This is a genomic window from Vibrio lentus, assembly GCF_030409755.1.
Taxonomy (GTDB): domain Bacteria; phylum Pseudomonadota; class Gammaproteobacteria; order Enterobacterales; family Vibrionaceae; genus Vibrio; species Vibrio lentus.
This window is the reverse complement of sequence record NZ_JAUFQE010000001.1, coordinates 1-20,619: the sequence shown is the minus strand read 5'-3', so window position 1 is coordinate 20,619 and position 20,619 is coordinate 1. Positions and strand designations below refer to the sequence as shown.

The 20,619-nt window shown below is 42.2% G+C and carries 21 protein-coding genes and 3 pseudogenes; 7 read left to right on the top strand and 17 right to left on the bottom strand.

Translation table 11 applies throughout. The annotated features are described in order from the left end of the window. Nucleotides 1-1,233 (bottom strand): restriction endonuclease subunit S, encoded by a 1,233-nt coding sequence (locus QWZ07_RS00115; RefSeq protein ID WP_192854352.1) that lies wholly within the window; start codon nt 1,231-1,233, stop codon nt 1-3. Continuing rightward, nucleotides 1,223-2,929 (bottom strand): type I restriction-modification system subunit M, encoded by a 1,707-nt coding sequence (locus QWZ07_RS00110; protein ID WP_192854350.1) that lies wholly within the window; start codon nt 2,927-2,929, stop codon nt 1,223-1,225. Before QWZ07_RS00110 ends, QWZ07_RS00115 begins: the two co-directional genes overlap by 11 nt. A gap of 110 nt (nt 2,930-3,039) precedes the next feature. Here QWZ07_RS00110 and QWZ07_RS00105 point away from each other — a divergent pair, with 110 nt between their 5' ends. From QWZ07_RS00105 to QWZ07_RS00090, 4 genes are all read left to right on the top strand, one after another. After that, complete coding sequence (locus QWZ07_RS00105) at nt 3,040-3,636, top strand: tyrosine-type recombinase/integrase (RefSeq protein WP_192854349.1); 597 nt, start codon at nt 3,040-3,042, stop codon at nt 3,634-3,636. Between the two features lie 46 nt (nt 3,637-3,682). Then, nucleotides 3,683-4,627, top strand: a complete 945-nt coding sequence (locus tag QWZ07_RS00100; protein WP_192854347.1) for a phospholipase D-like domain-containing protein — start codon at nt 3,683-3,685, stop codon at nt 4,625-4,627. A gap of 22 nt (nt 4,628-4,649) precedes the next feature. After that, entirely contained in the window at nt 4,650-5,000 is a 351-nt protein-coding gene (locus QWZ07_RS00095) for a hypothetical protein (RefSeq protein WP_192854345.1), read from the top strand. A gap of 146 nt (nt 5,001-5,146) precedes the next feature. Continuing rightward, nucleotides 5,147-5,602 (top strand): hypothetical protein, encoded by a 456-nt coding sequence (locus QWZ07_RS00090; protein WP_192854344.1) that lies wholly within the window; start codon nt 5,147-5,149, stop codon nt 5,600-5,602. A 214-nt stretch (nt 5,603-5,816) separates the two neighbouring features. On the opposite strand, the gene QWZ07_RS00085 is transcribed toward QWZ07_RS00090, so the two are convergent. The 6 genes and pseudogenes from QWZ07_RS00085 to QWZ07_RS00060 all read right to left on the bottom strand — a co-directional run bounded on the left by QWZ07_RS00085 (nt 5,817) and on the right by QWZ07_RS00060 (nt 10,284). Next, nucleotides 5,817-7,112, bottom strand: coding sequence for a tyrosine-type recombinase/integrase (locus QWZ07_RS00085; RefSeq protein WP_192854343.1), 1,296 nt, complete (start codon nt 7,110-7,112; stop codon nt 5,817-5,819). Then, entirely contained in the window at nt 7,109-8,242 is a 1,134-nt protein-coding gene (locus QWZ07_RS00080) for a tyrosine-type recombinase/integrase (protein WP_225998583.1), read from the bottom strand. Before QWZ07_RS00080 ends, QWZ07_RS00085 begins: the two co-directional genes overlap by 4 nt. A 349-nt stretch (nt 8,243-8,591) precedes the next feature. Then, nucleotides 8,592-9,035, bottom strand: coding sequence for a lytic transglycosylase domain-containing protein (locus QWZ07_RS00075; RefSeq protein ID WP_192854342.1), 444 nt, complete (start codon nt 9,033-9,035; stop codon nt 8,592-8,594). A gap of 54 nt (nt 9,036-9,089) precedes the next feature. Further along, nucleotides 9,090-9,424: pseudogene (locus tag QWZ07_RS00070) on the bottom strand (type I restriction endonuclease subunit M). A 78-nt stretch (nt 9,425-9,502) separates the two neighbouring features. Continuing rightward, entirely contained in the window at nt 9,503-9,889 is a 387-nt protein-coding gene (locus QWZ07_RS00065; RefSeq protein ID WP_261891404.1) for a DUF7659 family protein, read from the bottom strand. Nucleotides 9,890-9,927: 38 nt separating this feature from the next. Continuing rightward, the gene (locus tag QWZ07_RS00060) at nt 9,928-10,284 is read right to left on the bottom strand and encodes a hypothetical protein (protein WP_192854757.1); all 357 of its coding nucleotides are present in this window, start codon (nt 10,282-10,284) and stop codon (nt 9,928-9,930) included. A 468-nt stretch (nt 10,285-10,752) separates the two neighbouring features. Between QWZ07_RS00060 and QWZ07_RS00055 the strand changes: the two are divergent. Further along, nucleotides 10,753-11,168 (top strand): annotated as a pseudogene (locus QWZ07_RS00055) (transposase); the annotation flags it as partial. Nucleotides 11,169-11,234: 66 nt separating this feature from the next. Here QWZ07_RS00055 and QWZ07_RS00050 read toward each other — a convergent pair. The 9 genes and pseudogenes from QWZ07_RS00050 to QWZ07_RS00010 all read right to left on the bottom strand — a co-directional run bounded on the left by QWZ07_RS00050 (nt 11,235) and on the right by QWZ07_RS00010 (nt 19,558). After that, entirely contained in the window at nt 11,235-12,134 is a 900-nt protein-coding gene (locus QWZ07_RS00050) for an Rpn family recombination-promoting nuclease/putative transposase (protein WP_261891405.1), read from the bottom strand. A gap of 445 nt (nt 12,135-12,579) precedes the next feature. Further along, nucleotides 12,580-13,329 carry an alpha/beta fold hydrolase gene (locus QWZ07_RS00045; protein ID WP_192854761.1) on the bottom strand — a complete coding sequence of 250 codons (750 nt, stop codon included), beginning with the start codon at nt 13,327-13,329 and terminating at the stop codon, nt 12,580-12,582. Nucleotides 13,330-13,705: 376 nt separating this feature from the next. Then, nucleotides 13,706-13,843: pseudogene (locus QWZ07_RS00040) on the bottom strand (JAB domain-containing protein); the annotation flags it as partial. A gap of 51 nt (nt 13,844-13,894) precedes the next feature. Further along, entirely contained in the window at nt 13,895-15,649 is a 1,755-nt protein-coding gene (gene ltrA / locus QWZ07_RS00035; protein ID WP_192854734.1) for a group II intron reverse transcriptase/maturase, read from the bottom strand. Between the two features lie 542 nt (nt 15,650-16,191). Further along, on the bottom strand, nt 16,192-16,578 hold the full coding sequence (locus QWZ07_RS00030) for a JAB domain-containing protein (protein ID WP_225998628.1): 387 nt from the start codon (nt 16,576-16,578) through the stop codon (nt 16,192-16,194). A 663-nt stretch (nt 16,579-17,241) separates the two neighbouring features. Then, complete coding sequence (locus QWZ07_RS00025) at nt 17,242-17,457, bottom strand: hypothetical protein (protein WP_225998632.1); 216 nt, start codon at nt 17,455-17,457, stop codon at nt 17,242-17,244. Nucleotides 17,458-17,465: 8 nt separating this feature from the next. Then, the gene (locus QWZ07_RS00020) at nt 17,466-17,975 is read right to left on the bottom strand and encodes a hypothetical protein (protein WP_192854758.1); all 510 of its coding nucleotides are present in this window, start codon (nt 17,973-17,975) and stop codon (nt 17,466-17,468) included. A gap of 493 nt (nt 17,976-18,468) precedes the next feature. Next, complete coding sequence (locus QWZ07_RS00015; protein ID WP_192854728.1) at nt 18,469-18,768, bottom strand: hypothetical protein; 300 nt, start codon at nt 18,766-18,768, stop codon at nt 18,469-18,471. 16 nt (nt 18,769-18,784) lie between these two features. Beyond that, nucleotides 18,785-19,558 (bottom strand): ParA family protein, encoded by a 774-nt coding sequence (locus tag QWZ07_RS00010; protein WP_192854726.1) that lies wholly within the window; start codon nt 19,556-19,558, stop codon nt 18,785-18,787. A 175-nt stretch (nt 19,559-19,733) separates the two neighbouring features. Between QWZ07_RS00010 and QWZ07_RS26370 the strand changes: the two genes are divergently transcribed. After that, entirely contained in the window at nt 19,734-19,907 is a 174-nt protein-coding gene (locus QWZ07_RS26370) for a Fic/DOC family N-terminal domain-containing protein (RefSeq protein ID WP_353959757.1), read from the top strand. A 36-nt stretch (nt 19,908-19,943) separates the two neighbouring features. After that, nucleotides 19,944-20,516: a DUF2913 family protein gene (locus tag QWZ07_RS00005; RefSeq protein WP_192853988.1), complete on the top strand. Its 573-nt coding sequence runs from the start codon at nt 19,944-19,946 to the stop codon at nt 20,514-20,516. The last annotated feature ends 103 nt before the right edge of the window (nt 20,517-20,619 follow it).

Here is a 20,619-nt window from a genome sequence, read left to right as displayed (position 1 = left end):
TTAAACGTCTAACACTTTGTCTAAGTCAATTTCGCCGGAAAGCAATTTAGGAAGTAGCGTATCGCGCAAGGCAGCAAGAGTTCGATTCTCACTACCGTGGCTCTTAATCATCTGCATATTTGGAGCAACAAACTCATCAAACTTTTCCAAGATTGAAATCGGAGGGAGAGCAAACGGCATTGTTTCGACTGTTTTGGCTTGTGCTCTTTGACGCCCACTTGTACCAGTCATACTTTGAATAGCAAACTTTCTAAAAGGTTCAAATCGAACCATGTAATAACTGAAATACTTATAGCTATCTAACTTCGATCTCATCACGATATATTCAGTAGAACCCCAGCCAACTTGTTCATCTTCAAGGAAATCAACATATGCACTTTTACCATTTTCTAAACATGGAGTGATACGTGCCAACAGTGAGTCACCGTTCATGAATTTTGTTCCGCTTCCCATTTCACGGTCATAAATATCTAACGCAAGATGACCAGAAGTTGGCATATTTTTCATATCCAAATAAGGTGCAATTGTGCCTTTTTTAAGAATTCTCTTTGGATTGAAGTCCATCAAGTCAGATAGAGCACCAACCTCCCAACCTTCAGGAATCAAACCCAACTCAGACTCAACGAGTTTTTCTGGGAATAGCGAGGCAGTGACTGCGTCCATACCCACTGGTTGCTCGCCATTCATCTTAGCTTTGACAGGATCAAAATCGACAAACCATGATTTGAAGATGGCTTGTGCCATTTGTTCTAAGGTTTGGTTGGTTTGATTGCTTAAATCGAGTTTATCCTGTAATCCCCATAAAATCTGAGCCTGTTGTTCTTGAACTTCTATAGGAGGAAGCTCAATCTCATATGCATCCAAAATTTTCTTTGTTAAGAATTTTGTAGCTGTTCCGACAGACATTTTTTGTAATTCAGAGGTTACATGCTTAATTCTGAAATAAAGCCATTTAACACATACTACAGACTCATCCAAAGGAGTAATGACATACGTTCGCTGATAAGCATTGAACTTTCCTTTGTAATACTTAACCGCAAATACGCCATTTGCATTATTACCAGCTAGTAAAACTGCTTCTGTATCAAATGCATGAGTGTTTATTTCTAACGTTGTTGGCGAGCATGTAAAGAAAGGATATTGCCCACCATCTTCTGCTGCATTCGAATCTAGCTTACCTGTTTTAAACTGCACAATATCCTTAAGCTGGACAGTCTCCCAATTAGAAGTCATAACCCAACCCCGCTAGATTATTCTTTATCTCAGCCTCTAACGCTGCCGACTCTGCAAACTGCGCTGCCAACTTTGAAGTCAGCGTTGCCATCTTTTCACCAAATGGAACACCATCGTCTTCTTCTTCAGCAGCAGCACCAACATAACGACCCGGAGTCAGTATGAAGTCATGCTTAGTGATATCTTCCAGTGTTGCTGATTTACAGAAACCTGCCTGATCTTCATAAGCGACCCCATGGATTTCTTCACCTGTTTTCCATGCATGAAATAGGTCAGCTACTTTCTTAATGTCATCAAAGCTAAAGTCGCGTAAAACGCGGTCTTTCATGAAGCCAAGGTTACGCGCATCGATAAACAGCACCTCACCTTTACGACCACGTAGTTTACGACCCGCTTTATCAACACGAGGGCTCTTGTTCTTAGTTAAGAACCAAATACACGCGGGGATCTGTGTGTTTGTAAACAGTTGACCGGGAAGCGCCACCATACATTCAATCAAATCATTCTCGATTAATGCCTGACGAATAGTGCCTTCGTTGTTGGTCGTTGAACTCATCGAGCCATTTGCCAACAGAAGCGCCTGAGAGCCTTCAGGTGCTAGGTGATGAAGCATATGCTGCATCCATGCGAAGTTAGCGTTACCTGATGGCGGTTGGCCGTATTTGAAGCGAGGATCGTTATCATCAACACCAGTGTTCCATTCTTTCATGTTGAATGGAGGGTTAGCCATGATGAAGTCAGCACGAAGGTCAGGGTGCTGTACGTTAGTGTAGGTACTGGCAGGCTCTTTACCGAAGTCGTAATCAAGACCACGGATCGCCATGTTCATCGCCGCTAACTGCCACGTTGTATGGTTATATTCCTGACCGTAGATAGAGATCTTCTGTTTCTGGGTTAGAGCATCAACCTTCTTCTCATTCGCATGGCGCTCAATGAACTTCTCTGATTGGACAAAGAAACCGCCAGAACCCATTGCTGGGTCATATACACGACCTTCAAAAGGTTCAATCATCTCAACGATAAGCGTTACGATTGATGCTGGCGTGTAAAACTGACCGCCTTTTTTACCTTCCGCCAGTGCGAACTGACCAAGCATGTATTCGTATACATGACCTAAGATGTCTTTACTGTTTAGGTCAGCATGAACAAACGGGATTGTCGCAATCAGGTTGATAAGCTCATTCAGCTTAGCTTGGTCAATCTTCAATGAAGAGTATGACTTGTTAAGTACGCCTTTCAGTTTCGGGTTATCGCGTTCGATACCTTCAAGTGCGTTATCAATTAAATGGCCAACAGAAGTGATTTTTTTAGGTTTACCATTGATATCTAGCTCAGCGCCGCCAATAACCAATGGGCCGTTATCTTGCAGGAACTGCCAACGAGATTCAGTAGGTAGCCAGAACACGTTTTTCTCTGTGTAGAAGTCGCGCTGTTCCAGTTCAATCGCAATCTCTTCTGCTAGTTCTTCTTCAGAATAATCAGCAGGATCTAAGTAGTATTCGTGCTCAGGGTTAGCAATGTCAGCTTTAATCTCATCCTGACGCAGCTTAAACGCATCAGAGACGTATTTAACGAAGATTAGACCTAGCACTGCGTGTTTGTACTGCGCGGCGTCTAGCGTTGAGCGTAGCTTGTCTGCGGCGTTCCAAAGCTTGCCTTCAAGCTCTTTCAAATACTGTTGTTCTGTTTGATTCATTAGAAGTTTTCTTGTTATAGAAATATTCCGTCAATCATACCACTGGATGCAGCATTGTCTTTGATTTCTGCCTTACTTAAAGAGCATTTTTAGGAAGTAAGGAGCACATTATGGAAGCTTGGAATAAAGGAAAGCGTGTAGGTCAGAAGAAAGCCTTCAAACTAGAGGACATTTGGCGCATCCGTATTCGACTTGAATTGGAGGAACGCTTGTTTGAGTTGGCACTGTTCAACCTAGCCATCGACTGCAAGTTGAGATCCTGTAATTTACGTAACTTGAAAGTCCAAGATGTCAGTCGTAGTGGTTGTGTGATGTCGAGAACAATCGTCAAACAGCAGAAGACCCAGCAGGAAGTACACTTCGAGATAACACCCAAGACTCAACAAACATTGTCGCAGTGGATCATTCAAAATTCATTGTCACCAACAGACTACCTGTTTCCAAGTCCACGCCGTGAAGGACAACCCATCTCGTACCATTACTACACCACCATGGTTAACCGATGGGTTACTGATATCGGGCTAGATAAAACGCAATACGGCACACATTCACTGCGCCGAACAAAAGCTTCTTTGATCTACGCTAAAACCAAGAATCTTAGGGCTATTCAATTACTTCTTGGTCATGCTAAGTTAGAAAGTACGATTGAGTACCTTGGTGTTGAGATTGAAGATGCGCTGAGGATTTCAGAGAGTTGTGAGACTTAATACTCATGGGTCGAAAAGCGCGTTATTTTAATTCTGGGGGGTATCAATGCTAACAACCATTAAGACTAAAGCATACTTCGAAGATATTGGCTTTCATTTAAGAAATGAGTTACGTACAGCTAAAGAGAGCGTAAAAATATGTGTAGCATGGATTAACTGGTTTGACTATGCACCCATATTTGATCAACTGATAGCAAAAGGGGTGTCTGTCGAGGTTATGTACTTTGATGACCATCTCAATAAGAAAAATTTTTTTAGGCCATCTAAAAACGTCGTACTTTATCCAATAAAAACTAGATTCATAATGCATAATAAATTCTGCATTATTGATAACAGCACGGTTATTACGGGAAGTTATAATTGGTCACGGATGGCACGAAAACACTTTGAAAACATTATACTAATTAACAATGACTTTCGTTTAGTAAAGCAATATTTAAGCGAGTATGAGGATCTCATAACTTACTTTAGTGACTATGCAAAAAACTCCAAAATTACGTGTATGTATGAAGATCAATACACTGAAAGAAAATGTCGTGCATCCTCATTCAACCTAGGTATTTGGGGGCATGAATCAGGGAAATATGACGAATCATTAATAGAAGTTTGGAATGTTTGCTTCAATTACGATCATGGTACATTTCTTTATAGTGTCGATGAGCAATTTTTGGATACGCGTTTAGGTTTGAAGGACGCACCAGATTTATTTCATGGTGGAGTTTACACCAAAGAAATTATGCTAGACGAGTTCGTTCAAGAAAGAGAAAGAATGTCTACACTACATGATTACTTTTCCTCCGGTTCAGACCCCATACATGCTATTGGTGTCATTGCCATCAACAATGAATATGAACATTTGGAACACAATGAAGACGCTGAATATGTTGTCAAAGTCATATGGAAAGATATGTACTATCGAAAGAGAATTCCAGACGAATTTTATGATGATGGCTTTGTTAGCGAAATAATAGAAAGACAGTTAAGGTACTAACTGTTCATAAGGTATTGGCTATATGGACAAAATTCTCATGCGGAGCTTGGTTGTATTCTTGATAACCTTTAGTCACCCGTCTTTTTCTCAGGATGCGATAAACGATGGAAAATCAATCGCAGACAACTGTCGTGAAGTCGGTAAAACAGCACAGTATTTCATGACTTTTCGACAAATGGGAATGGAATACAACACGATGGAAGAAACCCTAAAGGGAACCACAAAAAGTGTTGATGAGTACATCAGTGGTAAAATTATTATTGGAGACGTATTTGAATACCCAATTGTTCAAGGAAAAGAAGAAAAACAACAAATGGCCACGCATTATTCAGAATATAAAGCAGGTGAGTGTTTAATGGGTTATGTCAAGTAACATTGTCCAATTCTTCACTACGGTGTGATTTTGAGTCACCAACGTTTTAAGGCAATAGCTCTAAGGCGCTTTTGTCCCAATAATGGAGGGTTAACGCCTAACAAATAGTAGCCTTCCTCTCACATAGCTCTAAGAAGGAAAAATCTGTGGTGACATCTTACATATCGCAACATGATTCTGTAGTGGATCTTGTATCTATCGACAAAGGCCACTGCGGCGAAACTGAGAAGTGCAGCATCTACATCCTAGAATACTCCAGACTGCGAATCATAGGGATCTTTTACTCAGACAAATCCACCCTCAACATAGAGCAGATGATTTTAGGCTATCCGTTTGCACCAGAAAAATTGAAAGAATTTTCATTTAATAGCTGTGTTGTTGGGAAGTATATAGAATTAAATATTTTCAAAGAGTTAGATCATGCTAGGGTATTTAATCAAGATGAGTATGGAGCGATTCAAAGCAAAATGCTGGCACCTTCTCTCCAAGCCCAAAACATCGATATATCCCGATGTTTTTTTGGTTTTGATAAATGGGTTGACGCTGTGTGCCTCGATGCTGCTGAAAGCCCTACGCTTGAAGCTCTTTTCAACAATGATTAGATAAACACCTCATTTTCTGAGTTGCTTTTGTCCCGAAGCGACCTTACCAACATAAAAAGTCATTTTTACTGCATGAGTCTTGTTATCGTCACATGAGCAGGGGTTGGGTAAATTCCAGTTGTCTACGAACGCGCATGTTGCTAGCCGAATATAATAATGGGCAATAATAGGATAAGCCACTCCCAAAAAGTGGCTTTATAAGGATTCAAGATAACTACCAACTCAAAAAATCCAACTCAGCTCTAATATCACTTATCTGCTCATCCGTTAATTCTGGCAAAATGTTGAATTTCCCTTTTATTGCCTTTGGTTCGGGGCTAGGTTTGTCTGCCTTCAATGCCTTTGTGGTACGTTTTCGTTTTCTGGGCTGTACTTCTTTAGGCTCGACTAACATCCCCGTTATTACCGCCCCCAGAGTATCTACTGCCTCTGTCACATGGCGTTCACTGACATGCATATAACGAAGTGTTGAAGAGATACGTTTATGACCAAGGAGCTTAGCGACCATCGGGAGCGGATAACCTTCCAGTACCGCATAACTGGCAAAAGTATGGCGTAAGTCATGAATACGTACATCTGCAATATCGGCTAACACCCGTACTCTTTGCCATACCATCCCAACCTTAGTAGGCCGACTCACATAACGGCGAAGAGGTGGAAAAACATCATCACCATTAGAGTCAAAAAACTGTTTCCCTATTTCCGAAAGGAGTTTTCGAGCATCTTTACCCACATAAACCACTTTCGCCCCCGTTTTACTGTCTGGCAAATGCCATTCATCTCCTTTGATAAAGGACCATTGCAATCCCGTCACCTCTGAAATCCGACACCCCGTCAAAAGCACCAGCGTTATGACCTTACAGCAACACGCCTCAATTTCTCCCTGCTGACTAACCGTTCGTAAAGCCCCTTCAAGTCGCGATAATTCCTCCAGACTTAAAAAGCGATTCAACTTCTTTTTTCGGTTCTGCTTGATACCATCGCAAGGATTTTTCAAGCAATACCCTTGTCTCTCGGCATATTTAAAAATGGAACGCAGCACATCAAGAGTGCGATTAGCCGCTCCAGCATAGTCTTGGCTTAACTCATCAAACCAACGCTGCACATGACACGAATCAATACGAGTGACGGGGTAATGCCCAAATTCTGGTAATAAGTGTTTATTTAATGCCCCTCTTGCCCCTCCCTGTGAGCTGGTTTTCCATGTTGAGCACACTTTTTGTAACCATTCACCCTGTACCAATACATCAAAACGCATCACCCCGATTGCCCTACTCTTATTATTACCCTGCATCAGGCTTAACGTTTTTTGACGAGCTTGACGAAGAGACAGGCTATCGACAGGTGCTATAATCTTATTGCCACCGCCTGTCTTCATGACATAAAAACAGGAAGCGTCTTTGCCTACTCGCACCCCAAACCCATATTGCTTTGTATCCCAAACAACATAAGTTTTGGGTTGGGGCAATAAATCCTTAATCTTTTTCTGAGTGAGTCTGATATAGCTCATGAGCGCATCCCCTTAGCCAAAGTGGCTGATATATGAGAGGCTGCTTTACAAGCATCCAGACTGCTTAAGTGAGCATATTTCAGCGTCGTTTCTACTTCCGCGTGACCCAGTAAGCGACTAAGCACCGTCAGATTAATATTGGATTGAATTGCAATACTGGCGTACGTGTGGCGTAAATCATGTAAGCGCACACCAGCTAACTCGGCTAAACGGCGCACTTTACGCCAGAACGAACTCAAGGCCACTTCAGATATCGGTTTGGTATGGCATTGAGCAGGAAAAATATAATCACTCTCTGTTCGCCACTCTTTTAGATACGCCCTAACCTGTGAGCAAAGATACACCGTTTTTGCACCTGTTTTACTGTCTGATAAATGCCAATGCCCTCCCCTGTAATCTTTCCATTGCAACGTTCTCACTTCCGAAGAACGGCACCCTGTATATATTAACAATCGGATAATCATCACGAGAATCGGATTATCGGCTTTTAACGTTTCGAGTACATGCCATAGGCTACGCAACTCTTCCGGACTGAGGTAGCGTTCGACCTCTCCCGCTTTATAACGCTTAAAGTGACGACAAGGGTTAGTGTTTCTATGTCGATATCCCCACGCTTCACACTGCTGCATCATTACAGACATCAACACTAACGCCTGATTCGCTGAGCCTTTCACGTGATTCAACTGAGCAAACCACCCTTCAATGTCTCTTCGCTCTATGGAGTGAACCAGTTTATCGCCTAAAATAGGCGCGATATGTAAACGAAAAGCGCTCTTATTCTTTACCGTCGTTCTTGGTTTCCAGTGGCGAGGATAACGCTTAAAAAATTCCTCTGCGAAGACCCGAATCGTTATTGGTGGCAGCTCTTTTATATCTGCCAGATAACGAGTCTGGTGAACTTCATTCACCACTTGCTTTCGCACCTCTCGTAATGATAGGTCGGTTGCTTTACCAAGCTTGCGGTGAACCCTTAACCCTTCATGCTGAAAGCGAATATAAAATCGCTTCCCTCCTGACGGATAAACTCTTAAATACAACTCAGGGACTTTTGTATCGTAAAACTCTTGAACCAGATGGTTAGAAGGGATGCGCTCAACAAAGCGTTGTGTGAGTAAGACTTTTTTCATCATTTAGTACCTTCATATAGGGACATAGAATCACGAAATTTCGTGAAAACATGCCATATCAATGAAAGACACAAACTACACATCGCTTAGCTATCAAATACTTACTCCAGACAACCATCCATAATCGCCAGATTATGACGTGGTGTGTGGATGATTCCCAAGTGGTAACAATGACCTCCAATGAGTCTGCATCAAGTTTGTTTTCTTGGGGTGTGTTTTAGGGACGTCGAGCTCAAAAGCCGAACCGTTGGCGATTGAATCTAGGGTGATTGAGACCATTAGGGAAGGAATGTAAAACGGAAAAAGAAGATCGTGACACAACTAGCGCCGCACCGTTATGGTGCAAGAAAGGTTATTTTAATGGCGACTGATAATAGACTTTTTGAACTTTTTTGATGTATATTTTTCTGACGTTTTCGGTACGTTTAAGAAATCCTGCATTATAAGCACCTACGCTATTCCAGTTATAACCATGGCTGGCAAAGTTAGAGCTTAATACCCACGCACCTAATGAAACATTAAAACAAGGTTCGTAGACATTGGTTTCATTGACATTAAATTCAGTCAGTCGAGGAAACCAACTAGAGTTAATTTGCATGAGTCCAAAGTCACGACTGGTTACTTGACCTTTTTTATTTTTGTTTTCGTTATAAGCATTAGGATCAAGACTGCTTTCAACTTGTGCTATCGATCGCAGCAAATCTGGATCAACATTATAATGTTGTCCTGCTTCATCAAAACAAAACGAATACCCGACACTTGGAAATACCGACAATAATAAGATTAGTTTTTTCATAAGCTAAAAAATGGAGTCCAAAGGAACTCCATTATATCGCGTGAATTGACGTCATCAATATTCATTAGGGAGTAAAATCGTAGTGCAACTACGATCACGCTCGGTAATTATCCAGACTTGTTCATTACAAATGGTGTAACTGGATAAAACCCGCTCGCCTGTCTTGGTGGCTTCGTCATTGGTAAGTTTATCTTCAACACAGACATTTCCCCAATCACCATTTTGGTGACGATGTAAGTAAATCGGTAAATTCACACCAATATTGTTATTTAGCAGTTCAGCAATGCCTTGTGTACAAACAACTTTGCCAAGATCAAACGGCACAGCTGTACAAACATAATTTTTTCTTTTGTTTCTTCGTTATCGGATGTAACATTTTTAATGTTCATTTTATTTACCCCTGTATTTAAATTGAATTTGCCTTGATATTTGATACAGCAAATATCAAGGCGCTTTACTTTTAGCGTTTAATAAACGTCTTCCGTTTTACGAATGTGATTAAACACCTCATACACTTCATCGTAAGAAATGCCATACCCTTCGAGCTTTTCGACACAATCACAAATGTCATTGGTATAGAAACACTCGTGATTGAATAGCTCACGGCGAATGATCGCTTTTTTACCATTCTCTTCGATGTCTTCAGCGATCCCTTCTTGAGCAATAGAATCTAAACGGGTCATTAATTGCTTCGCATTATCAACAGGGCAAATTAAACCCATACCTAACGACGCATATTTCACGCCCTCTTTTTTTGCTTCATCGAACTGCTTATTAGAAAAAGCAAAAAATGCCCCAGCCTCATTAAATGCTTGCGTTTGTTTGGCTTGAATATAGTGAGAGAGATATTTCATGACTTACTCCTGACGTTAATACAAAAATATCCCAGTAATTAAAACGGGCAACGGTGGAACGAAAAGAGGACTCTCGAAGGGGTTGATACATCCTTCACAATAAAATTGTCAGTTAAGTCCCCTATTTTAAAGTGGTGTAAGATACTCTTCTCAACCTCAGCCAGAGTGGATGGGTAGAACTTAGAATCACGCGAAGTAAATCCTGCGATATTGAGTTCAGCTAAGGTAATGTCGCTACACGGCGTAAGAGAAAAGCCGTGCTCTTCTTCCTCTGTCCGCTGAGGAATTCGCAGTAAAGAGATATCATTTTTTGGTGAGCTTTCGTGCCCAGCGGCGAAACGCTGGTCGCTGAGCGTCAATGTAGAGAGAGTTGGGGTTGAGTTTTGTTGTGCCATGACAAGTTTCCTTTCTGTTTGAGTATCACTTTTATGGAGCCACTTGGCTGTCCAGATCTCAAACAGGGTTCTTCTCTGCAGGGGCGCGAAGCGTTTATTAACCCTTGCAGAGAAGGTTCTGATTGAGGATGGTGAACAGTCTGCGAGCGCCATCCAGTGATGCGAGTCGAAAGGAAAATCGGCACATAAGAAAACAAGCCCTTACTAGAACTTAATTGAAATCAGTGAAAGGTAACGAGGAGGCACGACGAAGCGCAGCTACGCAGTAGCGGAGGCGTTGGTGATTGTTCGCAGGAACTTAATGTCACATTGAGCTTGCTCGATAACAGTGCCATAAGTTATCGCGAGAGGGGTGAAGCGACGGAATGAGCCAACCGAAGGGAGAACGCCCAATATTTAAGTTTAATACGTACTTTATAGGTTGATTGGCGTTAGAAAAAGAACCGTCCGTACTCAATCTTCAAAGGTAAGCGTTCGAAGGCGGTTCAAGTCAAATATAGCAATAAATCTTAAAGGGCTGTTCGCCGTCTAGCCATTAACTCAATTAGCCCCCACCTTTTTGGTCAGGGAGAGTGGAAAGTGAAAAAGCTTGATGCAAAGAAACGCAGAACATAGCAAAAGCTACACTTAGCTGTTCATGTCGATATACTCGAAACCATGAGTGTGGAAGTCAGTTTTGTTGCGCCATGAGGTTCTGAAAAAGAAAGGTTTTACCTCATTGAGAGCACCTCGAAAGAATGCAAGGCGTTGGGAAGAGAGTTACTCAATAAATGAAGCGGAAAAGCGCTAAAGCGAGTTTGAGATATTACAACGCTCAAATAGGTGAAATGATAGTAAATGTCAAAACTATGAACAAAATTATAGCTCTAGGTATGCCAGTTAGAAGCCCACGGTTAGCCATAAACGATGTAGCTTTGTCTCCAGGCAGATTTTATCAACACAACCAGCGGCTAATGAGAAAGTTGTGCTAGTTCGTCTGTATTCAATCCCGTGACATCCATAATGGTTTGTTGATCTAGACCATTAAGCAGCATCTTACGCGCCATCTCCTTGAGTGCTTCTTGGCGCCCTTCTTGGCGGCCACGTTGCTCGCCTTGTTGGCGCAATTGTTCTGCAATAGTCATAAGTGTTTCCTCGTGTTTCGGTACTGATGAGACCAGTGACGTAATTAACGCTTCTAGGTTATTCGTTTCACCCACTTGGAGTAGGTAGCTCATCAATGACTGTACTTGCTTATCTGTAGTGTAATCGGTTAAGAGCAATGTGACCAGAGGCTCAAAGAAATCCATGATATCACGATGCCTTGCGTGCTTTTGTACAAGCTCAAGTAACGCGATGCGGCGATGCTGCATTATCTCATCATCGGAGATGACCGTGACATCGACCAATGGAAAATCTTGAGTATAGAGAGCCTTAGCCATCTTAGGGTTAGCAAATCCTTTTAACCAATTCATTTCATATGGGTAGGGCGAGACTTGGCCATGGTAAAACTGCAAAGGTATCACCAAGGGTAAGTGCTCATGACCCGCTTCAATATGCTGTTGCATGGCAGCGATAGCATAACGTATCAGTCTGAATGCCATGTGTTTATCTGGCCGACTCTGGTGCTCAATTAACGCATAGACGTACCCTTCCCCCTGAGACGTTGTGAGAGAATAAAGGACATCCGAATAATAAGGCCGTAAGTTTTCTTCAATAAAGCTGCCTGATTCGAGCTTTAAGGTCGACAAATCACAGATTTCACGCAGCTCAGCAGGTAGGTGAATATCCAATAAGTCCTTAGCGGTTTCAGGATGAGTGAGAAACTGCTTAAAGAGCGCATCATGTGGCGTTGGCGTGGTCTTTTTCATACCGTTACCTTAACACTAAAATAAGTCAAATCAGTACCAGGATAAAAATTCTGCACCACGTTGGTTTCTTTCTACACATCAATTTAGTTCATTTACTCTAAGTGATCTTTGCCCCATTATTGGTTTCGCCAAAAAAGCCTACGTTATCGGTCGAGTGAATTTTGACCAAATATAACTAATCTGACACCCAAAACTCACAAAGTACGAAAAATGGGGGTCATTGTGCTGTTCTTGACCCAAATGAACACGCTGATTTTTGCCCTATAAATCGCTCTGAAATCGTTATAAATTTTTAAGACAGTATGGAATTATATCGCTTGATTAAGCGTCTAAAATCTTCGCTAAGAGCGTTTGACGTGCTTTAAGGGCTGTTTCTGATAGCAAACCCACAGATTTTACATAATAGGAATAATAAACACCGACTTTTGTAGGCACGCGTTGCGAATCACTCTTGAACAATTTGTTTGGCTTTGAGCCAAATGGACCCTACAACTTTCAGCAACCACTCAGGGTTGTCTAACGCTACATCATGCCCATCTATTTCATTAACTATTACCCGAGCACCCCACTTCTTAGCCATCGCTTGAGTGGCATTAGAATTCACAAGCCCATCATTTAACGAAGCAACAAAATGTAGTTCACATTGTGGCCTCGAGACTACGAACCCAGTAGCAGCTCTCAATTGTCGCCAAAAATTTGCAACACTTATCGGATATTTTTGACCGTGGTTCGCCCACTCGTTGACTGTCTTTCGATTAAATGGTTGGTTCGAAACCATCTGATAAATCGCACCTTCTCGACTCAACGACGACGAAAACAAAGCTTTCACAATTCTTAAATAGTTTCGTGGCAATAGTCTTTCGTAAAAAGGGCTAAAGTCCTTTGCCGTTGTATTAACGCAAATGACTGACTCGACCTCCTGTGGGTATAATTCTGCCCATTTAAGACCTACCATCCCTCCCATTGAAACAGCTAAGATAAGAACTTTCCCTTGACGATTGCGTTGATTTCTAACACTTTCTACCATTCCTGAAATGGTATTTGGAGATATTTCCGAAGACAAATAGCCATTGCCGGGAATATCAATACAACTAATTGGGCAATCAGGAAAAATAGTGGATAAACGCTCCGTGAAATTACCCCAATGATAACTTCCTCGAAATAAACCTCTTAGTAATATTATTTCAGTAGTCATACCAAAAACCTCTCGGAATCCTAACGCTTTCTCTACGGCGAACGGCCGTATTTACACGTTTATTTATGCCTATTTAATCTTTCATGGTCAATTTGAAATCAAAGACTTAAACCGATTTTTGAATGTTAGATGGCTGCATGTCGCTTAATGTGAGGAACTTAATTTAACGTAACGTCACTTAGTACGCACCTAACATAAACCAATACTTTTGCTAGTGTGATGTTACTCATCGCACTAGCTCTTCACAAGTAAATTTGCCATACCTGTAGTTATTGATGATTTTCTAATTTAGCAAAAGCACTGGCAAGGTTTTGTCCAAAAATGTGTTGAAGGGTAGTCTCCTACCCTATTTCAATCAGCGGCCATAAGCCGCTTTTTAAATCCAGCCTCGCTCAGAAAAAGACACCACACACTCAAATGAAACCACAAAGTGGTCCAGTACTCGGATATCAACCAATGCCAACGCATCCGTCAGTTGACGGGTAATGCGTCGGTCAGCTTGACTTGGGGTGGCGTCGCGTAGAGTAGGGGCAAGTACGCCATACCAGCTTCACAGCTGGCGGTTTTACTCACTCCTCTCTCCGAACCGGACGTGCGAGTTTCCCCGCATCCGGCTCTCCATTTGACAATCATCAACTCGCAGTTTCTTGTGTTCCATCATGTGATGCTTTCGACATAATGTTACCAAGTCTTTTACCGCCCACGATTTAACGCCTCTACGGTGATGAACTTGGATGTCATTTTGTTCTTTGCATATCACACATGCAAAGCTATCTCGCTTTAGTACCTTTAGTCGTCTATAGTGCCAGTCCTTTGGATACTCTCTATTATCTTCACGGCTCATCCGTGCTGTTAGATATATCGAAGGCTCTGGACCTTTAAGTCCTAGTGGTGGTTGGATTTCGTTACTGGACGCGACTAGATAGGGATGTTCAAATCCATTTCTGCCACGATTCCAATAACGAGAACGATTGAGCTCTTTTGCTGATGGCAGCCATTGATGTACTTGAATACCGAATGTATTCGCTACCCATCGTTGACGTTTCATGATTGTGCATGTTTTGTCCTTGATGAGTTGCACCTTTCTACTTCCTTTGTATTTTGCCAGTAACCACTTGTGGTATCTGTGCCACGCATAGCGACTGATCGCTTCTAAATCACTGAGTAAAGATGTATGTTTATAATATTCACACCACCCTCTAACTACTTGATTTATTTGTTTCATCTTCGTAACTTCATCATATAAAGTTTGGTTTCGTGTAGTAAGACTTTTAAGCTTAGCTTTCACACGCTTCACACTTTTCATTGAGGGGCGCAAGTGTACCACCCATCGTCCTTCCGAGTAGTTCCGTTTAATATAGAACCCCAAAAAGTCGTATCCTTTGTTAACGTGTGTAATTAAAGTTTTCTCCTCAGAAAGAGTAAGTTTTAGCTCTTCCTCCAGAAATTCCTTAATTTCAGCTTTAGCTTGCCTTACTCCAGCTATCCCATCATTTGATACGACAACAAAATCATCGGCATAGCGAACCATGGTATAATTACCGCGACCCGCTTTCCTCGTATTTTGTCTTTCTGATTGAGATAGCTGCCATTTCTTCGCTGCCCATTGATCAAATTCGTTCAAGTATAGATTTGCTAGCAGTGGGGAAATGATCCCCCCTTGCGGTACCCCTTCACGAGTTTGAGCAAATAGCTGCTTTTCCATGACACCGGCACGAAGAAAGCGATGGAGCAGAGAGATGAGTTTCCTATCTGCTATCCGCTTTTTTAACAATTTGAGTAATATTCGATGATTAACAGTGTCGAAGTAGCTTTTTAAGTCCCCCTCAATAACATAGAAATGTTTTGATATGGAGTTAGCTAAGGGCATCAACACTGCAATCGCATCCATAGTGCATCGACTTTTCCTAAACCCAAAGGAATAGGGATGAAAATCCGTTTCGTATATAGGATCGAGTGCCATTCTTATACCTTCCTGAACAATACGATCTCGTAAAGCCGGAATACCGAGAGGACGTTTGGTTCCATTCGGCTTTGGTATATAGACCCTCTTTACAGGTAGTGGACGGTAATTCCCTGACTTTAACTGTTCTATGATCAAAGACAGTTGTCTTTCATAGGTTTGTTTAAAGTAGTCGCGAGTTTTACCATCTACGCCATCTGTCCTACTTCCTGGCCTAGATAACACATTAATAGCAGCCTGATGTATCCATGTCTCCCAATGAAGAAGATCGTATAAACGATTAAATTTATACTCTGGATTCTCAGTTGCTTTCTTTGCAAGTGTTTGTTGTTTTTGGGCGATCGTTGAAAGCAACATTACCGTTGTTCTCCTGCTTAATTCACTTTTACAAACGTTTTGTCAAACTGCCTCCCTTCGCCATGTGATTAGCTTTCCTAACCTCGGACTACTACGAAGGCTCCGCCCTTTCTAATTGCATGTAGGTTCAGGCTCCCAGATCTTGTTGCCAAGATAACAATAGAAAGTTCCCAAGTTCACATATGTAACGTCACCATCTTGCCTTAGACTCTGACTGTACCCCTTGCACGGCTCGTCGCCGTGCTCGTCACTGGGAGACTTGAACTCGTATCTCTGTAGGAGCGTTCAGTCTCTATCCAAGCGAGATTTCTCCCCCCGTCATAGGTGGAGATCCAGTGACTCTGTCTTGTCCCTACCTTCATAACAGACAGTCCAACCTTCGAGGCGTCAAACATCAGTTTCTTTCGTAGTCTTAGCAAGACTCTGATTAGCAGCTCTCCATTTCGTAGGGGAAATGTCAGCCACATTGTCAAAACGGCTTCACACAACAGCCAGCCTAATGGAAGTTGCATGCGTTTCTAATCATTGATTACTCCTTGAAATCAAGCAATTACATTGCGTTTTACATATGCGCTTCTTGGCGCACCACTTGGGTGGTTATGATAGAGAATAACCGCACTCGCGTTCGTGGCCAGCGACGCTTTCACGACTTCACGCGGATAGACCGAAGCGGCATTAACGGTACCGTAGAACATCTCTTTGGTGCGCAACACTCGATGTTGATTATCGAGGAAGATAATCCCAAACACTTCAGACTCACAAGCGGCCAAGGACGTTTGGCAGAACGATTTCACCAATTCAGGCGAGGTTAATGGCGTTTGTTCTGAAATAAACAGTTTGGATTTGAGAATACTTGCGGCCTGGTCAAGGATGCCCTTTTCTTCTAATGTGAATAACGAAACATTTGAGTATTGAACACGTGCTGACATGGTATTTCCTTTCGGTCTTGGTGAGCGTCTGACTGTCCGTACCCAGTTGCAGGTTCTGTAGCGCAAGGGCGCGCAGCGGCGAAGCCTCCCTAGCGCGAGGGTTCTCAAATGGGACGGTTTAAAGGAAGCCGCGTCAACATGCCAAAGGACAGCCTAAGCCAGTACCTCAACCCAAAGCACGTCGCCCAGTTAGAAAGATCCCTTCCCCACCAAAAGGGCGCCCTGCTGGTTACTCGACTTACGCCACTCAATATTAATGCCTGCTCGTGACGAGCGTTTTTCTCGGTTTACTTGATTGGATGATTGCACACCGAATGTTCGCATCCCCCTCAACCAAGGACTCCCCCTCCGACGACGCGCTCATATTTGTCATAAAAGAACCTAAACGTGCTCACACACTCGATAACGTTGACCACTTAGTACAGGACCGAACAAGGCGTTGCTCGTCGAAAAACACAACCCGTTTGAATGTCGCGAACGGCTAGAATATCGAAACAAAATCCAGAAACATTAACGACCTTCTCTTATGAGTGTTTGATGACGTTACACAATAAGCAGACTTCAGTCGTCATACAGAGAAAAGAGTAAAGCCTTTGCAGACTCGCGATGCTCGGAGGTGGTTTCTATCGTCCTTTCCATTTTCTTCGCGTAGGCGTAGTCTTCTCACATCTGCTTAATGGTGGTAGTGTTATCACACATACTGATACTCACCCCCTTCCCTCGGTTGCCTTCCTCTAGTATTAAAGAGTCGGTATACCCAAACTCATTCACCAAAATCTCATGAACCTTGACGGCCTTTACGGTGGAGTAAAAGTCGGTTGAATTCACCCAAATCACGTACATGGATATGTCAGCGGATACCGTAGAACGAACTGTCATGTGACCCCCTAAGCGCCAAAACGCACATCGAAACAAAATCCTGAGCACTTAAACGTTCCCTCCCCCGTTGTCACAAAGCGTAACGCTGGAAACACAGACCCGTAAGTGGTGTACATAATGATGTGCTCCACTCGCTCGTGAAGAAACCATTCACCAAAGCCAGCACCATTTAATTCGATGAAAAAGTCACGGATTTCATGGAAAGCAAAACGACGCGACACCAATTGCGGAAACTGCTGCTTGATAGCGTCAACGAACCCTTGTTTTTTTAACGCCGTGATATCAGCCTGTTGCTCTGGCGACTGACGACGACTAAACATTTTCAAACGCTGGATTTTGGAAACAAAATCAGACTTTCTTTTCACCTCATCACGACACTTTTTGACTTGATAGCGCAACTTCAATACCGCCAAAGGACTAGAGATATCATTTTTTGGTGAGCTTTCGTGCCCCAGCGGCGAAACGCTGGTCGATGAATTTAAATTAGAGAGAGTTGGGGTTGAGTTTTGTTGCGCCATGAGAGTTTCCTTTCTGTTTGAGTATCACTTTTCGGAGCCGCTTGGCTGTCCGCTCTCTCAACATCGTTCTGCTTTGCAAGGGCGCGCAGCGGCGAAGCCTCCCTTGAAAAACAGGTTGTGGGGAGAGACGGTTAACAGCCTGCGAACCCGAAAATGAGGCGAGTGAAAGAAATCGGCGCATAAGAAAACAAGCCCTTATTCGAACTTCTTCAAAGACAGAGAGATTAACGAGGAGGGAGCGACAAGGCGCTAAGACTCTTAGGGCAGCCAGACCTAGCCCGCAGGGTAACGCCTAAGGCAACGATAAGAGTCGTGATAAAGACACGTTTAAAGTGTTTGTCTTTACAAAGAGAGAAGACTTAGAACAATGAACAAGACTCTTCAAGTGTCATGTTCATCAGTGTGAGAAGTTGAGTCCGAGGTCGGCTCTATGACATCTATTAAAACATTCAGAGCCTCTAAAGTAATTATGCATTACAGGTGTAATACACATTCAGTTCATTTTGTTGATCAACTCGATGAGATCTTCATCATCGATCTTGTCTCGATATAAAGCCAACGCTCGGTACAGTTTTGCTGCAGACACATTTCTCTCTGTCTGCTCTTGCAGATTTGCTACCCAATCGGTTATCCGTTCTTTATCCGTCAGTGACATTCTAAGAGTCAGAGGAGGCACCTTATAAGATGTCATCACTTTCTTTTTGACAGTCGTAATTCCAGTCGACTTACTTGAACCTTCGTGCTTGTCACTAGAGATAGCGGTTATCGCTCCTCGTTTCTTTAACCTGCTCATGTGTATTACCTATGTATTACATTAAACTTAAAAGAAACGCAGCGAGTTTTCGGTAATCGTTATTAACAAGAGAGCCCGATTTATAAAAGCGCACAGGAGAAGAAACGGCATTAGCTTGTCCGACATGCTCAGAACGACGGACAGATACTGGTAGCAACTTATCTTGTACTACCTCCAATTCCTCATCAATGAACTCATTGATAATAGTGTTTCTTGAGTCGACCTCGTTCCTCAGGATCAGATAGTTGCCTTCGTCATCCTTAATTTCAGAGACAGCTTCGAGTAAAGGGCTAATGCCATCTAATGAAAATGCACCTGAGTCAACAGGGATTAAGATAAGGTCTGAAGCCTGGATTGCGTTAAGAGTCGTTAGGGATAAGTTTGGTGGTGTATCAAGAAGAATGAAATCATAGGTATCACCTAACTTCGCCAATTGCTTCTCTAAAATTCGTTCACGGTTAATCTTTGTCAGTGATGTTTCGATGACACGTGACAACTGAACATCAGCGGGAACAACATAGAGGTTTTCAATGGAGTTCCCATTAAGCTTTGCAGGTTGAATTAAATCGACAATGGACACGACTTTAGGCTTATCAAACAAAGCAGCAACCGTCTCTTCAAACTTAAAATCACGTTGTCCGGTTAACGTTTTGGAGCAGTTCCCTTGAGGATCAAGGTCAATGACTAACACTTTTCGTTTTCGTGCAAGCTCAGCTCCTAAATTGACAAGAGTCGTGGTTTTTCCAACGCCACCTTTTTGGTTCGCTGCGCTGATGATCTTTGTTTTCATAGTAGACACCTCATGTATTACATGTGTAATACACAATAAAAAACGCACATCGCCCTGTCAATGTCTTACATAGGTAATACACTTTTCATTAAAAGTTATCCATCCGTTACTAATCGATAATATCAAGGCTGTAAAAAACCTAAAGAAGATGGCACCAGCCGCGTTGAATTAAGTTATTAGGCTTCTCACCAACCAATACCTGTTGTTTAACCTAACCTCAAGACTAGAATCAAAGTCGAGTTCTAAAATTGAAAATATTGTGATTACGATGGGTACACGGTTTAAGCATTACAACGAACAACTAGCAAGTTACGTTGCTTTCTGCCATAGAGCCTTGCTATTTTCATGATAAGATACCCTCACCAATAAATAGTCCATGTGAACAATGTCAGAACATTCATACCATCAACTTCTTAAGTCGACCTTCGAAAACACTCTTCTTCACCTTTACTTCAAAGTAAACATTGCCAGTCACTTTGTTAAAGAAGAGCAACGAAACAAGATCATCATTGACTTCTTGAAGCCAAAAATCAAACAAACTCGATATAGCATTATCAAGAAAAAGCTTAAAACGGTTTGTTTGATGAAGAATAAATTTGGCTCAATCGAAAAACACTTAGAAAGCGTTCTATCTCAATATTCAGCGATAGAGAGCAAAAACGACGTTGATAAACTTTATGCCTTGTTAGAACGTTTTGAGAAGAGCGGATTAGAAACAAAACTGATTGAAGAGACCCCTAAACAGGAAATGGACGTTGTTTATATCGACAGAGCACATATTGATAACTGCTTCGATAATGAAAACCGTCAGATTGCACCCATTTCGCTGTTTATACATACGAATGAATTAGACAGGTTCACTCAGTGTTTAGTCACCCAGCCTTATTTCACATTTGAGTTGTGCCAAAGAAGTGAAGAGTTGAAGAACTATCACTATCAAGTTCATCCAATTAGCTAACACAACCAAATCTAAAAAGAAGGGCACTTCCAACCTATCTCAAGATGTGTTTGACGCGATTTACCAAGTGGTACTACCACCCTTTTCCTTTTATCATCACAAT

Coding starts and splice junctions, on each gene's coding strand:
- QWZ07_RS00115 (WP_192854352.1), bottom strand. CDS start 1,233: ATGACTTCTAATTGGGAGACTGTCCAGCTTAAGGATATTGTGCAGTTT.
- QWZ07_RS00110 (WP_192854350.1), bottom strand. CDS start 2,929: ATGAATCAAACAGAACAACAGTATTTGAAAGAGCTTGAAGGCAAGCTT.
- QWZ07_RS00105 (WP_192854349.1), top strand. CDS start 3,040: ATGGAAGCTTGGAATAAAGGAAAGCGTGTAGGTCAGAAGAAAGCCTTC.
- QWZ07_RS00100 (WP_192854347.1), top strand. CDS start 3,683: ATGCTAACAACCATTAAGACTAAAGCATACTTCGAAGATATTGGCTTT.
- QWZ07_RS00095 (WP_192854345.1), top strand. CDS start 4,650: ATGGACAAAATTCTCATGCGGAGCTTGGTTGTATTCTTGATAACCTTT.
- QWZ07_RS00085 (WP_192854343.1), bottom strand. CDS start 7,112: ATGAGCTATATCAGACTCACTCAGAAAAAGATTAAGGATTTATTGCCC.
- QWZ07_RS00080 (WP_225998583.1), bottom strand. CDS start 8,242: ATGATGAAAAAAGTCTTACTCACACAACGCTTTGTTGAGCGCATCCCT.
- QWZ07_RS00075 (WP_192854342.1), bottom strand. CDS start 9,035: ATGAAAAAACTAATCTTATTATTGTCGGTATTTCCAAGTGTCGGGTAT.
- QWZ07_RS00065 (WP_261891404.1), bottom strand. CDS start 9,889: ATGAAATATCTCTCTCACTATATTCAAGCCAAACAAACGCAAGCATTT.
- QWZ07_RS00060 (WP_192854757.1), bottom strand. CDS start 10,284: ATGGCACAACAAAACTCAACCCCAACTCTCTCTACATTGACGCTCAGC.
- QWZ07_RS00050 (WP_261891405.1), bottom strand. CDS start 12,134: ATGAAAAAGACCACGCCAACGCCACATGATGCGCTCTTTAAGCAGTTT.
- QWZ07_RS00045 (WP_192854761.1), bottom strand. CDS start 13,329: ATGACTACTGAAATAATATTACTAAGAGGTTTATTTCGAGGAAGTTAT.
- ltrA (WP_192854734.1), bottom strand. CDS start 15,649: ATGTTGCTTTCAACGATCGCCCAAAAACAACAAACACTTGCAAAGAAA.
- QWZ07_RS00030 (WP_225998628.1), bottom strand. CDS start 16,578: ATGTCAGCACGTGTTCAATACTCAAATGTTTCGTTATTCACATTAGAA.
- QWZ07_RS00025 (WP_225998632.1), bottom strand. CDS start 17,457: ATGACAGTTCGTTCTACGGTATCCGCTGACATATCCATGTACGTGATT.
- QWZ07_RS00020 (WP_192854758.1), bottom strand. CDS start 17,975: ATGGCGCAACAAAACTCAACCCCAACTCTCTCTAATTTAAATTCATCG.
- QWZ07_RS00015 (WP_192854728.1), bottom strand. CDS start 18,768: ATGAGCAGGTTAAAGAAACGAGGAGCGATAACCGCTATCTCTAGTGAC.
- QWZ07_RS00010 (WP_192854726.1), bottom strand. CDS start 19,558: ATGAAAACAAAGATCATCAGCGCAGCGAACCAAAAAGGTGGCGTTGGA.
- QWZ07_RS00005 (WP_192853988.1), top strand. CDS start 19,944: ATGTCAGAACATTCATACCATCAACTTCTTAAGTCGACCTTCGAAAAC.